15 protein-coding genes and 2 tRNA genes are annotated in these 13,502 nt (G+C 57.7%); 7 read left to right on the forward strand and 10 right to left on the reverse strand.

All coding sequences use genetic code 11. The annotated features are described in order from the left end of the window. Positions 1-121: 121 nt before the first annotated feature. The 9 genes from rplL to AC781_RS08135 form a co-directional block, all read right to left on the reverse strand. Entirely contained in the window at positions 122-493 is a 372-nt protein-coding gene (gene rplL, locus AC781_RS08095; protein ID WP_067776315.1) for a 50S ribosomal protein L7/L12, read from the reverse strand. 143 nt (positions 494-636) lie between these two features. Next, the gene (gene rplJ / locus AC781_RS08100) at positions 637-1,140 is read right to left on the reverse strand and encodes a 50S ribosomal protein L10 (RefSeq protein WP_067776320.1); all 504 of its coding nucleotides are present in this window, start codon (positions 1,138-1,140) and stop codon (positions 637-639) included. 23 nt (positions 1,141-1,163) lie between these two features. Then, on the reverse strand, positions 1,164-1,865 hold the full coding sequence (gene rplA / locus AC781_RS08105) for a 50S ribosomal protein L1 (RefSeq protein WP_067776324.1): 702 nt from the start codon (positions 1,863-1,865) through the stop codon (positions 1,164-1,166). A 56-nt stretch (positions 1,866-1,921) separates the two neighbouring features. Continuing rightward, entirely contained in the window at positions 1,922-2,350 is a 429-nt protein-coding gene (rplK, locus tag AC781_RS08110) for a 50S ribosomal protein L11 (RefSeq protein WP_067776329.1), read from the reverse strand. Positions 2,351-2,417: 67 nt separating this feature from the next. Beyond that, entirely contained in the window at positions 2,418-3,071 is a 654-nt protein-coding gene (nusG, locus tag AC781_RS08115) for a transcription termination/antitermination protein NusG (RefSeq protein ID WP_067776335.1), read from the reverse strand. Positions 3,072-3,090: 19 nt separating this feature from the next. Further along, positions 3,091-3,318 (reverse strand): preprotein translocase subunit SecE, encoded by a 228-nt coding sequence (locus tag AC781_RS08120; RefSeq protein ID WP_067776338.1) that lies wholly within the window; start codon positions 3,316-3,318, stop codon positions 3,091-3,093. 39 nt (positions 3,319-3,357) lie between these two features. Then, a tRNA-Trp gene (locus AC781_RS08125) sits at positions 3,358-3,433 on the reverse strand. Between the two features lie 103 nt (positions 3,434-3,536). Further along, positions 3,537-4,718 carry an elongation factor Tu gene (tuf, locus tag AC781_RS08130; RefSeq protein WP_067776340.1) on the reverse strand — a complete coding sequence of 394 codons (1,182 nt, stop codon included), beginning with the start codon at positions 4,716-4,718 and terminating at the stop codon, positions 3,537-3,539. A gap of 40 nt (positions 4,719-4,758) precedes the next feature. Next, positions 4,759-4,833, reverse strand: a tRNA-Thr gene (locus AC781_RS08135). 215 nt (positions 4,834-5,048) lie between these two features. Between AC781_RS08135 and AC781_RS08140 the strand changes: the two genes are divergently transcribed. Together AC781_RS08140 and AC781_RS08145 are read left to right on the forward strand one after the other, a co-directional pair. Further along, positions 5,049-5,708, forward strand: a complete 660-nt coding sequence (locus AC781_RS08140; protein ID WP_067776344.1) for an alpha/beta hydrolase family protein — start codon at positions 5,049-5,051, stop codon at positions 5,706-5,708. A gap of 53 nt (positions 5,709-5,761) precedes the next feature. Beyond that, entirely contained in the window at positions 5,762-6,178 is a 417-nt protein-coding gene (locus AC781_RS08145; protein WP_067776347.1) for an SEL1-like repeat protein, read from the forward strand. A gap of 68 nt (positions 6,179-6,246) precedes the next feature. Here AC781_RS08145 and AC781_RS08150 read toward each other — a convergent pair whose 3' ends face one another. Beyond that, positions 6,247-8,382 (reverse strand): excinuclease ABC subunit UvrB, encoded by a 2,136-nt coding sequence (locus AC781_RS08150; protein WP_067776349.1) that lies wholly within the window; start codon positions 8,380-8,382, stop codon positions 6,247-6,249. Positions 8,383-8,425: 43 nt separating this feature from the next. On the opposite strand from AC781_RS08150, the gene AC781_RS08155 reads away from it, so the two are divergent. The 5 genes from AC781_RS08155 (at position 8,426) to fucP (ending at position 13,499) form a co-directional block, all read left to right on the forward strand. Next, a complete protein-coding gene (locus AC781_RS08155; RefSeq protein ID WP_067776352.1) occupies positions 8,426-8,791 on the forward strand; it encodes a hypothetical protein in 366 nt (121 codons plus the stop codon). A 92-nt stretch (positions 8,792-8,883) separates the two neighbouring features. Further along, complete coding sequence (locus AC781_RS08160) at positions 8,884-10,623, forward strand: putative Na+/H+ antiporter (RefSeq protein WP_067776357.1); 1,740 nt, start codon at positions 8,884-8,886, stop codon at positions 10,621-10,623. A 6-nt stretch (positions 10,624-10,629) separates the two neighbouring features. Further along, positions 10,630-11,226, forward strand: coding sequence for a riboflavin synthase (locus AC781_RS08165; RefSeq protein ID WP_067776359.1), 597 nt, complete (start codon positions 10,630-10,632; stop codon positions 11,224-11,226). Positions 11,227-11,249: 23 nt separating this feature from the next. Further along, complete coding sequence (locus tag AC781_RS08170) at positions 11,250-11,996, forward strand: serine aminopeptidase domain-containing protein (protein WP_197677910.1); 747 nt, start codon at positions 11,250-11,252, stop codon at positions 11,994-11,996. A 108-nt stretch (positions 11,997-12,104) separates the two neighbouring features. Next, positions 12,105-13,499 carry an L-fucose:H+ symporter permease gene (fucP, locus tag AC781_RS08175; protein ID WP_067776361.1) on the forward strand — a complete coding sequence of 465 codons (1,395 nt, stop codon included), beginning with the start codon at positions 12,105-12,107 and terminating at the stop codon, positions 13,497-13,499. Positions 13,500-13,502: the final 3 nt, after the last annotated feature.

A 13,502-nucleotide genomic window follows, 5' to 3' on the forward strand; every position in this document is an offset into this window, starting at 1 on the left:
CGACCGGAACTCATCGTATGAGACGATGCTCTCCGGTCGATCCTCCAAGGACGCGTTTTTCGATACGCGCAAGCAGGAGGAGACTACATCTCCTCCTGCTATACCGGGAAAAGCAAGCGACTTACTTGACTTCCACCTTGGCGCCGGCTTCTTCAAGCTTGGCCTTGGCAGCAGCGGCATCGTCCTTGGAAACGCCTTCCAGCACGGCGGCGGGAGCGGATTCAACAAGCTTCTTGGCGTCAGCGAGACCGAGACCGGCCTTCACTTCGCGCACCGCCTTAATCACGGCGATCTTGTTGGAACCGGCGTCAGCGATGACGACGTCGAATTCGGTCTTTTCTTCAGCGGCTTCCGCGGGAGCGGCAGCGCCAGCAGCGGCTACGGGAGCAGCGGCGGAAACGCCCCAGGCTTCTTCGAGACGCTTTACGAGATCAGCAGCTTCGAGGATCGTAAGCTTGCCCAGTTCTTCTACGAGTTGATTAATATCAGCCATTTTAGTATTGTATGTTTAGGTTCTTGTCGCGTTCGGGGGCATCCCGAACATTTCAGTTCTCCGGCCGGAGGCCCGACAGAGGACCGTTTGATATCGGGCGGCGGACAGATGGGAATCAGGCCGCCGCCTTCTGTTCAAATTGTTTATTCTGCAGATTCTGCAGGAGCTTCGCCCTGCTTGTCGACGTATGCCTGGATGACACGTGCCAGTGCGGAACCGGCTGCGTTGATCGTACCAAGCAACTTCGCAAGAAGTGCTTCGCGGGGAGGAAGATCGCCGATCGCCTGGATTTCGGAAGCGCTGAGAACAGCACCGTCCAGAATAGCAACCTTGTAGGCAGCCTTCTTCGAAGCCTTGGCGAAGGTATTGACCACCTTGGCGGCGGCGCACACATCGCTGTTGCCCGTGATGAAGGCCGTCTGGCCGTTGAGGTGTTCGCCGATGTCCGGAAGACCGGCTTCGGACAGAGCCGTACGCATGAAGTTGTTCTTGGCGACATGGCAGGAAGCGCCACAGTCGGACAAGGAAGCACGCATGCCAGTAAACTCAGGAACAGTAATGCCCGTGTAGTCGATGACGATCAGGAACGGAGAATTGTTCACGCGTTCGAACAAACCGTCGATAATGATACGCTTGTCAGGATTCATTTTCGTGTATTCTGTGCTTGAGTTTAGAGCTTGGCGATTTCCGCCTGGCTGACGCTAAGGCCGGGGCACATGGCGCAGGCGATGGTGGCGGCTTCGATATAGGCGCCCTTGGCGGCTGCCGGACGTGCTTTCACGACGGAGTCGATCAAAGCGCGGGCATTTTCCACAATCTGCTCGTCCGAGAAGGAGAGCTTACCGATAGCGGCGGAGACATTGGCGCTCTTGTCAACCTTGAAGTCGACACGACCGGCCTTGACTTCCTTCACGGCCTTGGCAGGATCTTCCGTCACCGTACCCGTCTTCGGGTTCGGCATGAGGCCGCGCGGACCGAGGATACGGGCGAGCTTGCGAACTTCTGCCATGGCGTCAGGAGTTGCAATAGCGGAGTCGAAATCGACATAACCGCCCTGTACCTTCTTGATCAGGTCTTCGAAACCTACTTCGTCGGCACCGGCTTCGAGAGCTGCGGCGGCCGCTTCGCCCTGGGCGAAAACGACGACGCGGACGTTCTTACCCGTACCGTGAGGAAGAGCGACGCTGCCGCGAACCATCTGGTCGGACTTGCGGGGATCCACCGTCAGGTGGAAGGACAGTGTGACCGTGGGGTCGAACTTGGGAGCCGGGAAACTCTTCATGGTTTCCACAGCTTCAGTGAGGCCATAGCTCTTACCGGGGGTAACAAGCTTGGCTGCTTCTTGATAGCGCTTGCTGCGTTTTTTGGACATATGATATTTGCAGTTCGTTCGGGGTTGATTGATGATTCCCTCCTGCGAGAGTTTCTTTAGTAGCCTTCTACTTCGATACCCATCTGGCGGGCCTGGCCTGCAAGAATGCGGGCGGCGCGTTCCGGATCCTTCGTGTTGAGGTCGGGCATCTTGGCGGCAACCACTTCCATAAGCTTGGCCTTGGAAAGGGTAGCGACCTTCTTCTTGTTCGGTTCACCGGAGCCGGAAGCAATGCCGGCAGCCTTCTTGAGAAGGTTGGCGCCCGGGGGCTGCTTGGTGATGAACGAGAAGGACTTGTCCTTGTAGACGGTGATCACGACGGGAAGGACGTCGCCGGCCTGCTTCTGCGTGGCGGCGTTGAACTCCTTACAGAACGCCATAATGTTCACACCGGCCTGACCAAGGGCAGGACCGACGGGCGGCGACGGATTGGCGGCGCCTGCAGCGATTTGCAGTTTGATGATTTTTGTTACTTCTTTTGCCATGGTATTATTATTTTAGCTGGGAAGGGAGACGATTTTCGCACGCCGAACCGGAGTGCGAAAAAGGAAATTAGTTGGCGTTCCGAGCCCGCTCGAGGTCTTCGAGTTCATCGGGCGTCAGCAGAGCCACCTGCGAGTAGTCCAGATCCACGGGCGTCGTGCGTCCGAAGATTTCAACGCCCACACGTACCTTGCCGTGGTCGGCATCGACTTCTTCGATCTTGCCGTTCTGGCCCTGGAAAGCACCGTCGAGCACCTTGACGAAATCACCCACTTCGAAGCTGACCTTCGGACGGGCGATATCTTTGCAGGCTTCCACCTGGGCGAGAAGATCGGCCACCTGGCTGGCACGCATCGGATGGGGTTCGCGGCGTCCGCTGGCGAAGCTGATGACACCGTCGACTGCGAGAATCTTGTACCAGGCGTCATTGTTCAGGGAACCGTCTTCATTGCGGAGAGCCATGTTGATGTAAACATAGCCCGGGAAAAGTTTGCGTTCCACAACGTACTTCTTGCCGTTACGGACATCCTCGACCTTTTCGGTCGGCACGAGGGTTTGGAAAATAAGGGAACTCAGTTCCTGTTCCTTGACGAGGCGTGCGATGTTTTCAACGACGCGACGCTCCTTGCCTGAAAGCACATGAAGAGCGTACCACTGCTCCTGAGGAGCCGGAACGGTGTGATTGACGGAGGTGCGGGTTTGGCGATCGGAAATGCGGGACATGGAGGTCAATCGGAAAAGTTTAGCTCAGGCCGGTAATCGTCCCATTGACAATAGCGGCAAGAATGAGATCGAAAAGGGAGACGTACGCCCCCAGAAGCACCATCGCAATCAAAACGACGATAGTGGAGCCCGACAGTTCACGATATTTGCGGAAGCCGCGCACTTTGGGATCGCTTTCCCACGGCCATGAGCACTTCTTCAATTCACTCTTGATCTCGGTGATATACTGGGAAATTCTGCGGAACATGCTATCGTACTGAAGGAGGAGATTGAAAAAAGAGAAGACTGGCAGGGTAGGAGGGGCTCGAACCCACAACTTGCGGTTTTGGAGACCGCTGCTCTACCAATTGAACTACTACCCTAGATACTTCTCTGTCTTGTTTTGATCTTCAGGGGATACCTGCCTTGATGGCAGGCACCCCCCTATGACCAAGGGCGCAATTGCTTGCAACCCGTGTTTAAAGATTAGGCGAGGATTTCGCTCACGCGACCGGCGCCAACGGTACGACCACCTTCGCGGATAGCGAACTTCATGGTCTTTTCCATAGCAATCGGGGTGATGAGCTCAACAGTCACCGTCACATTGTCGCCCGGCATCACCATTTCGGTGCCTTCGGGGAGCGTCACGCAGCCAGTCACGTCCGTCGTGCGGAAGTAGAACTGCGGGCGATAGTTGTTGAAGAACGGGGTGTGGCGGCCGCCTTCTTCCTTGGAAAGAACGTACACTTCAGCAGTGAACTTGGTGTGCGGCTTCACGGAACCCGGCTTCACGATCACCTGACCGCGTTCGACTTCTTCCTTCTTGATACCGCGAAGGAGGAGACCGACATTGTCACCGGCCTGGCCTTGATCGAGGAGCTTGCGGAACATTTCGATGTCCGTAACGGAAGTTTTGGCGGTCGGACGGATACCGACGATTTCGACTTCTTCCATCTTCTTGACGATACCGCGTTCGATACGACCGGTAGCAACGGTGCCACGGCCGGAGATCGAGAACACGTCTTCAACCGGGAGAAGGAAGGGCTGATCGATCGGACGTTCAGGAGCAGGGATGTATGCGTCAACGGCGTCCATGAGGTCGAGGATAGCCTGTTCGGCATCGGCGTCGCCTTCAAGAGCCTTGACAGCGGAACCCTTGACGATCGGAATGTCGTCGCCCGGGAAGTCGTAGGAGGAAAGAAGTTCGCGAATTTCCATTTCCACGAGCTCGGCAAGTTCGGGGTCAGCAAGGTCCATCTTGTTCATGAACACAACGATGTAGGGAACACCCACCTGACGAGCAAGAAGGATGTGTTCGCGGGTCTGCGGCATGGGGCCGTCAGCAGCGGAAACAACGAGAATAGCGCCGTCCATCTGGGCAGCACCCGTGATCATATTCTTCACATAGTCGGCGTGACCGGGGCAGTCGACGTGTGCATAGTGACGATTGTCGGTTTCGTATTCGACGTGGGCGGTGGAAATGGTAATACCGCGCTCGCGTTCTTCGGGAGCACCGTCGATTTCGTCATACTTCTTCTGCTCGGCGTAACCTTTCTTCGCAAGCACGGAAGTGATTGCAGCTGTAAGAGAAGTTTTGCCGTGGTCAACGTGACCGATCGTACCCACGTTCACGTGGGTCTTATTGCGCTGGAATTGCTCTTTGGCCATATTCTTGATTGGGTTGGGCTGCTTAATCTTTCGTGAAGCATGGAGCTTCTGGCGGGAATTGAACCCGCGACCTCATCCTTACCAAGGATGCGCTCTACCCCTGAGCTACAGAAGCATCACTTCGATTAATCGTCCGCACTTGGACGTAAGCGGCGGCTAATGTACATACTTTTACCTCCGGCGTCAATGATAAAGTCGTCTTTTTCATCAAAATTTCTCACTTTCTCATGAACAAATCACCCAACATTCTATATTTAAGCAATTTATAAAATTCGTCATGTTTACCGCTCCACGCTTGCACGAATTCCGTTTCCGTGGAATACTGCCTCCATGCCGCTGATCTATACTCAGGAACCGCTGCCCTCCCCTTCGTCCGGCAAGGCTGTCCCATCGTGCATCACCGTCTTCATCGGAGGCTTCGGAGACTGGCTGACTGGAGCTTTTTTCAAAACCATGCAGCGCGTTTCCTTTCCGGAGAATCCGGAGACCGAATGGCGGGCCTATTACCATTGGGACGGCGGGAGCCTCGGCATGCTGCACGACGGATGCTCGCGCATTCTGCATGATCTTTCCGCCTGTTCCGAAAGCCACCCCGATGCCGCGCTGCTCCTCTGCGGGCACAGCTACGGAGCCTCGGCGGCCATGCACATCCTCCGCCAGCTCCCGTTCCGGCGCGACAACGTTCTTCTGCTCACGCTCGATGCGGTCAGCCGACGCCAGCCCTCCCACCGCGCAGGCGGCATCAGGCACTGGATCAACTGCCACCTGACAGGCCCATTCACGCCGATCGACACCATTCCCCGCATCGGCGGCCGATGGGGGCATTGCGGCGATGCGGATATGAACCTCACATTCGACTCTTCCGCCATCGCTTCAGACGGACATCGTTACGCGCACAACCGCCCCCTGCCCTTCCTGACCGATGCGTCCCACGGCTCGCCGGGAGCGCTGGCAGCCATGCAAAAAATCGTGCGTTCCCTGTCCGTATAACTGTTTATGAATCACATTGACATCACAGCTCCGGCCAGCTAGGATGGTCTCCTATGAACAAGAAACTGATACCGCTCATTCTGGCCGCAGCCATGGCCCTGCCCGCCATGGCCGATCCGGAAGACCATGTCCGCAAGAACCCGTCCGGCGGCTACCAGTGCGCCGGGAAGGCATGGGAAGACGTGGAAACCATCGTGGCCGAATCCGCCAAAGGAGAACCCGTAGCCATGTACGTCCATGCCGTCCTCCTCGACGAAGGTGACGGCGGATTGAAGGAAGACGAAGCCCAGGCTGAAAAGCTGTTCGCCCAGGCCGCCGAAGGCTTGCAGAAACTGGCTGATGCCGGAGATGCCGCCGCGATGATCCTGCTGGCCGAACTTTACGATGAAGGTGCAGGCGTACGGGAAGACGACCGCAAGGCCGACAAGCTCCGCGCCGATGCACGCCGTATCCAGCCCGCGAAGAAATAGAAAAACGGCATTTCTTCCTTTCAGGCTTCTTGGCAAGACAGCTGAGAAGCCTTTTTTCTGCATGGCAATCAGCTCTCCCCTCGCAATTCCCGAATCTTGTCGCGGAGAACGGCGGCCAACTCGAAATCAAGCCGGGACGATGCCTCCTTCATCTCCTTCTCCAGCTTGCGCACGGCCCCTTCCACATCTTCTCCGGATTCGCCGGCCATCAAATCCCCATACTCGTCCTCATCATCGGGCGTGTAAAGCCTCAGAGGCTCCTGCACGGGGCGATTCACGGTATGAGGCACAATACCGTGCGCCTCATTGTAGGCTTGTTGAATGCTGCGCCGGTAATCCGACAATTCCAGCAGTCGGCGGATGGATTCCGTCACCACATCGCAAAACAGCACGCATTCTCCGTGCTCATGGCGTGCCGCACGGCCGGCCGTCTGCACAAGCGATGTTTCATTACGCAAAAACCCTTCCTTGTCCGCATCCAGAATGCACACCAGGGACACTTCCGGCAGGTCGAGCCCCTCGCGCAGCAGATTGATGCCGACGAGAATATCCACCTTGCCGCTGCGCAGGGAGCGCAATATCTCCACACGCTCGATCGCATCCACATCCGCATGGATATATTCCACCTTCAGCCCGACGTTGCGGAGATAATCGGACAAATCCTCCGCCGTCTTCTTCGTCAGCGTCGTCACCAGCACGCGCTCACCCTTCGCCACGCGGTCGTGGCAAAGCTCGATCGTCGCGTCGATCTGCCCTTCGAGCGGCTTCAGCGTAATCTTCGGCTCCAGCAGCCCCGTCGGACGAATGATCTGCTCCACGATCAGCGGTGAACCGAGCCGTTCGGGATGAAAATCCTCCACCGGAGCCGTTGACGGGTTCGGTTCCACGCGAATATCGCGCAACGACTGGTAAAACACCCCTCGGAAATCCTCGGGAGGAGCCTCGCCTTTGCGCTTCGCCTTGCGGATGGGAATATAGCCTCCCTTATTATCTCCGCGGCAATTCACCAGCTCAAAGGCGCCGGGAGTCGCCGATGCATAAATAATCTGGCTCTGCCGCTCCATGAACTCGTCGAACTTCAGCGGACGGTTGTCCAGCGCGCTCGGCAGACGGAACCCGTGATCGACCAGATTCTGCTTGCGACTGCGATCTCCTTCGTACATCCCGCCGATCTGCGGCACAGTCGCATGGCTCTCGTCGATAATCGTCAAATGATCCTTCGGAAAATAATCCATCAGCGTCGAAGGCGCACTTCCCACCGCCCTGCCGGACAAATGGCGGGAATAATTCTCGATCCCCTTACAGAACCCCAGCTCGTGAATCAGCTCCAAATCGTAATCCGTCCGCATCTTCAACCGTTGCGCCTCGATCAGCTTATTGTGCGATTCCAGCCAAGCCACGCGCTCCTTCAGCTCCTGCCGGATCGCATCCATCGCGGGCAAACGCTTCTCGACCGGAGAAACATACTGCTTCACCGGGAAAAACAAATAGGAATCCAGCCGCTCGCGCACCTTCCCCGTCTGCGCGTCTGTCAGGGAAATGCGATCAACCTCATCGCCGAAAAACTCAATGCGGATCGCCTCGCCGTCGCTCTGCGCCGGATACACCTCCACCACATCGCCGCGTACGCGAAACCTCCCGCGCTGAAACTCGAAATCATTGCGCTCGAACAACAGCTCCACCAGATGCCGCAACAGCGAATCGCGATCCATCAGATCGCCCTGCTTCACCGTCAGGCACAACTCCTTGTAATCCTCCGGCGCGCCGAGGCCGTAAATGCAGGATACGGAAGCCACCACAATCACATCCCGGCGAAGCAACAGCGAGCGCATCGCATTCAGGCACAGGCGGTCGATCTCGTCATTGATGGCGGAATCCTTCTCAATATAGGTATCCGTACTGGCGATATAGGCCTCCGGCTGATAATAATCGAAATACGAAACGAAATACTCCACTGCATTATGCGGAAAAAACGCCTTCAACTCGGAATACAGCTGTGCTGCCAGAGTCTTATTGTGGGAAAGAAGCAGCACGGGCCGATCCTGCCTTGCGATGATATTCGCCAGCGTAAAAGTCTTGCCGCTCCCCGTCACGCCCAGCAGGCACTGATGCTTGTTGCCCCTGTCCAGAGACTTCAGAAGCTTGGCAATGGCCTGCCCCTGGTCGCCGGAAGGAGCAAAGGGAGATTCGAGGCGGAAGATCATAACGTGATTGACAAAACGCAGGGAACAAGGCACCCTAATCGCCATGTACATCCCTACGCAGGAAGAAAGATACTCCAAAAAGTCGACGGCGACGCTTCTTCTTTGCGTCATCGCGCCGAGTGCAGTCGTCCTCGGCCTGATGGGCGGCACCGACCTCATGCTCCTGCTGACCGCCTTCATCCAGCCTCTCGCATTCCTGATCTCCCTGTGCGGCCTCTCCAACACCATGGGCATCATCATCTCCTCTCTGGTTCAGGCCATCCTCTTCTTCATGCTGGCACGCGCCAAAAAGCTCTCGCCCAAAAGGCGCCTCACCATTGCCATCGTCTGGGGCATGAGCATGGCTCTGGCGTTGAAAATCAGCCTCATCTTTGTCCAATACCTCGGCGCATTGGAATCGGCCCAATAGAATAAATTTCATAAGATATTCAGAAAAAGCCGATTATTAAAAAAAGCTCGCCATGGCGTCCTTTTTTTAATAAAGTTCCTGCTGTGATACGCATGCAGACCATCATCCGCGATTTCATCCAATCGCGCCGTTTCATCTTCTGCGCAGCTCTGTTCCTCATGCTGGGCCACCTGCCGGCACAGGAACCCGCCGCCACACCAGCGCCCGCCGCTCCCCAGTCGGCTGCCGCTCCCGCAGAAAACCGTGAACAACCGGTCGCAACACCGACAACACTCTCGTCCGATGCCGCCGGACAAGCCTCCGCAGAAGACACCAAAACGGCCAACATCCACATTCACCACGCCAAGCCCAAATACACCCATGAACAAACGGGCACAGGCGACCAGTACAGTGCCTTTCCCAGGCCACTGAACCAGTACCACGACTCCAACCTGCCGCTGATCGAAAAACTGGTCAACCGCGTACGCATGGAGCCGTTCAACCTGGCCGTCACCCTCATCTTCTTCGGAGCCGTCCTGCATACCTTCCTTGCCGGCAAATTCCAGCGCTATTCCCACGAACTGGCCCGGCGGCACAAAGCCAAACTCGCCGCCTCCGGTTTCCGGCTCGAACACCCCGAACAGCGCATCCCCGTCTCCTTCAAATCCTCCATCTTCCACTTCCTCGGGGAAATCGAAGTCGTCTTCGGCATCTGGATCATCCCCTTCGCCTTCGTCTGCCACGAATTCTACAGCTTTCAGGACCTCAAACTCTACATCGACCACGACTGCTCCTTCACGGAACCCCTCTTCGTGGCCGTCATCATGATCATCGCCTCCTCGCGCCCGATCTACCGCCTTGCGGAAAACACCCTGAAACTCGGAGCCAGCCTCGGCAAAGGCTCCCCGGCTGCATGGTGGCTCTCCGTCATCTGCCTGGCTCCGCTCCTCGGCTCCTTCATCACGGAACCCGCAGCCATGACCCTCGCCGCCATCCTGCTGGCGAAGAAATTCTACCAGCTCAAGCCCAGCAAGCCCCTCATGTACGCCACGCTGGCCCTTCTCTTCGTCAACATCTCCATCGGCGGCACCCTCTCCAGCTTTGCCGCACCGCCCATCGTCATGGTCGCCGAAAAATGGGGTTGGGGCATGGCCCACATGATCCAGCACTTCGGCTGGAAATCCCTCTGCGCCATCCTCATCTCCAACATCGTTTACTTCTTCATCTTCCGCAAGGAATTCAAACGGCTGCACCAGGTCCAGCGTGAAAACAGCGCCTTCGACGATGCCACCCCCACCTCATGGGAAGACCGTCAGGACGTCATCCCCATCTGGGTCTACATCATCAGCCTCTTCTTCCTCGCATGGACCGTCTACTTCGCCCATAGCCCGGCCATCTTCATCGGAGGCTTCATGTTCTTCATCGGCTTCACCATCGCCACCCCTCAGTACCAGAACGAATTCTCCATCAAGGTACCCATGCTCGTCGCCTTCTTCCTGGCAGGCCTCGTCATCCTCGGCGGCACGCAGGGCTGGTGGCTCGAACCCCTCCTGCAAAGCCTCGGCGACAGCGCCACCATGGCCGGAGCAACCATCCTCACGGCATTCAACGACAACGCAGCCGTCACCTACCTCGCCTCTACCGTACCCGATCTGACGGACAACATCAAATACTCTGTCGTCGCAGGCGCAGTCACCGGGGGCGGCCTCACCGTCATCGCCAACGCGCCCAACCCGGCGGGCCAGGCCATCCTCGGCAAATTCTTCAAAGGCATCAACCCCGTCTGGCTCTTCCTCTGGGCCCTCTTCCCGACTGCCATCGTCTACATCTTCTTCACGGCCTTCGGCCATTGACCTCTCATGTTTACCGGACTCGTAGAATGCACAGGGCGCATCGCCTCCATGATTCCCATTGCGGAAGGCGCTCGCTACACGCTTGAAATACCCTTCGCCGCCGAACTCTCCCTCGGCGACTCCGTTGCCGTCAACGGCTGCTGCCTCACGGTGGACGCCATCGACAACAACCGGGTATCTTTCGACCTCCTCACCCAGACCATGCGCGTCACCTCCCTCGGCACCCTGCACGAAGGAAACATCGTCAATCTGGAACGGGCCATGAAAAACTCCGACCGCCTCGGCGGCCACTTCGTCATGGGGCATGTGGACGCCTGCGGAGAAATAGTCGCCGTCGAACCCGTCGGGCAGGACCACAAAATCACCGTCCGCATTCCGGAAGCATACACCCGCTACTGCATCGACAAAGGCTCCATCGCCATCGACGGAATCTCTCTCACCATCGCCTCCATCAGAGGCAGCATCCTTGAATTCTGGATCACCCCGCACACCTTCGCCCGCACCAACCTCTGCAAGGCTCAGCCCGGCACCGTCGTCGACATCGAAGTGGACATGCTCGCGAAATACATGGAAAAACTCTTCGCCGCACGGACGGAAGCCTGACGGCACGCGTCCTCCCATCCACCGTGAACACCACCCTCTCATGGCTCGCTCTGGCTCCCTGCATCGGCATCAGCCAGCTTCCGGCAGCCGATGAATACGCCTTCACCCTCTACGACACCGCCCGCAGCAGGCAAATCCCCGTCGCCATCTACAGCCCCGAATCCGGCAGCATCCGCGGAATCGTCATCTTCAACCACGGCTACGACCGAAACAAAGGCGGCTCCTACCGCGCCTACTCCTACCTCACTCGCACGCTGGCGCAACAAGGCTACTACGTCCTCAGCATCCAGCACGAACTCCCCGGAGACGACCTCCTTGCCATGAGCGGCGACCTCTACCGCGAACGCATGCCCAACTGGCAGCGAGGCGTCGGCAACATCCTCCACGTACACGGCACCATCCGCAAGCTCCGCCCTGACCTCCCCTGGCACAACACCATCCTCATCGGGCATTCCAACGGGGGAGACACCTCCCAGCTCGCCGCCGCCACGCACCCCGGACTTGCACGAACCGTCATCACCCTCGACCACCTCCGCCACCCCATCCCGCGCACATCCGCTCCGCGCATCCACACCCTGCGTGCCTCGAATACCGAGGCCGACCCCGGAGTCATCCCCACGGAAGAAGAGCTGACCCGGCACCGCATCGGGCTCATCCGGCTGGAAAACATGAACCACGGAGACATGGACGACAAAGGCACACCCGAACAGCATCGGCGCATCTGCCGCGAAGTACTCGGCATCCTCTCCGAGACACACCCGGACACCTGAAACGCGCTGCCGAAAAGAACTGCGCCTGCGCTCTTCCGAAAACACACCTCCAATATTCCGTAATTAGGCTTGACAGGGAGGGGGTGCCTTGTGATAGAAATGAGAACTATGCAATCCCAGAACTCTCCCCATTCGGAACCCGTCGTACCGAAGCAGTACATCGTTCCGTTCCTCCTGCTGGTTTCGTGCTTTGCTCTGTGGGGACTCGTCAACGCCATGGCGGAAGCCCTCGTTCCTGCCTTCCAAAGCGTCTTCCCCGAGTTGACCAACATGAGCAAGGCCATGTCGCTGACGGCGCATTACGGCGCCTATGCCTTCCTCGCCATCCCCGCATCCATCATCGTTAAACGATACTCCTACAAAGCCGGCGTATTGCTTGGCCTCGGCGTCTTCGCCATCGGCGTTCTGGGATACATTCCGTCCACAATCTTCCACAGCTACGATCTCTGCCTGTCATCCATCTTCATCTATGCCAGCGGATGCTCCATCCTCGAAACGAGCTGCAACCCCTACGTCCTCTCCATGGGCTCTCAGGAAACGGCAGTCCGCCGTTTGAACTTCGCTCAGGCCTTCAACCCCGTCGGTTGCCTTATCGGCCTTGTCATCGGCAAATTCATCATCTTCGCCAACTTCATCGAACCGACGGTGGCACAACCCCTGACGGATGCACAACAATCCAGCAACATGCAATGGCTGGCGACCCCATACGTCATTCTGGCGCTCGTCGCCATCGCCATGTGGCTCATCATCTTCTTCCGCAAAATGCCCGAAGGCTCAGGTGCAGACAAGAGCGATGCCCACGATCCCAGCCAATCCTTCACGGCAACCCTGAAACGCCTGATGAGCCTCCCCCGCTACTACTGGGGCGTCATCACCCAATTCTTCTACGTAGGCCTCCAGACCATGGCATGGGCGTACATCGTCGACTACGCCGTCAGAACCGTCCAAATCGACCAGGCTTCCGGCATGAGCTACTACATCTACGCCATGGTATGCTTCATCGTCATGCGCATCATCTGCACGGCCCTGATGAAAAAATACAACCCGGCCAACATGATGTCCCTGCTCGCCGTGATCGGCATCTTCCTCTGCCTCGGCGCCATCTACCTGCCCGGATGGAGCGGCCTCATCTGCGTCATCGCCATCTCCGCCTGCCTCTCCCTGATGTTCCCGACCATCTACGGCATCGCCCTGCGAGGCCTCGGCCCCGATGCCAAACTCGGAGCGGCCGGCCTCATCATGTCCATCCTCGGCGGAGCTGCCGTCCCCCCCATCTTTGCGGCGAACCTCGACCACGACTTCCTCTCATGGACCACCATGGGCCTCTTCCCGGAAGCCGAAGCCATCGTCCGCTCCTCCTACTACATCCTCGCCGCATGCCTTGTCATCGTACTGGTCTATGGCATCCGCTTCCGCAACACCCATGTCACCCCTGAAGACGAAGAAGAAAACCCCTTCGTCGTTGAAGCCACGGGAGAACTTCCCTCCGGCGGCAAACAATAACCT

The sequence above is a fragment of the Neoakkermansia glycaniphila genome, from assembly GCF_001683795.1.
Taxonomy (GTDB): Bacteria; Verrucomicrobiota; Verrucomicrobiia; order Verrucomicrobiales; family Akkermansiaceae; genus Akkermansia; species Akkermansia glycaniphila.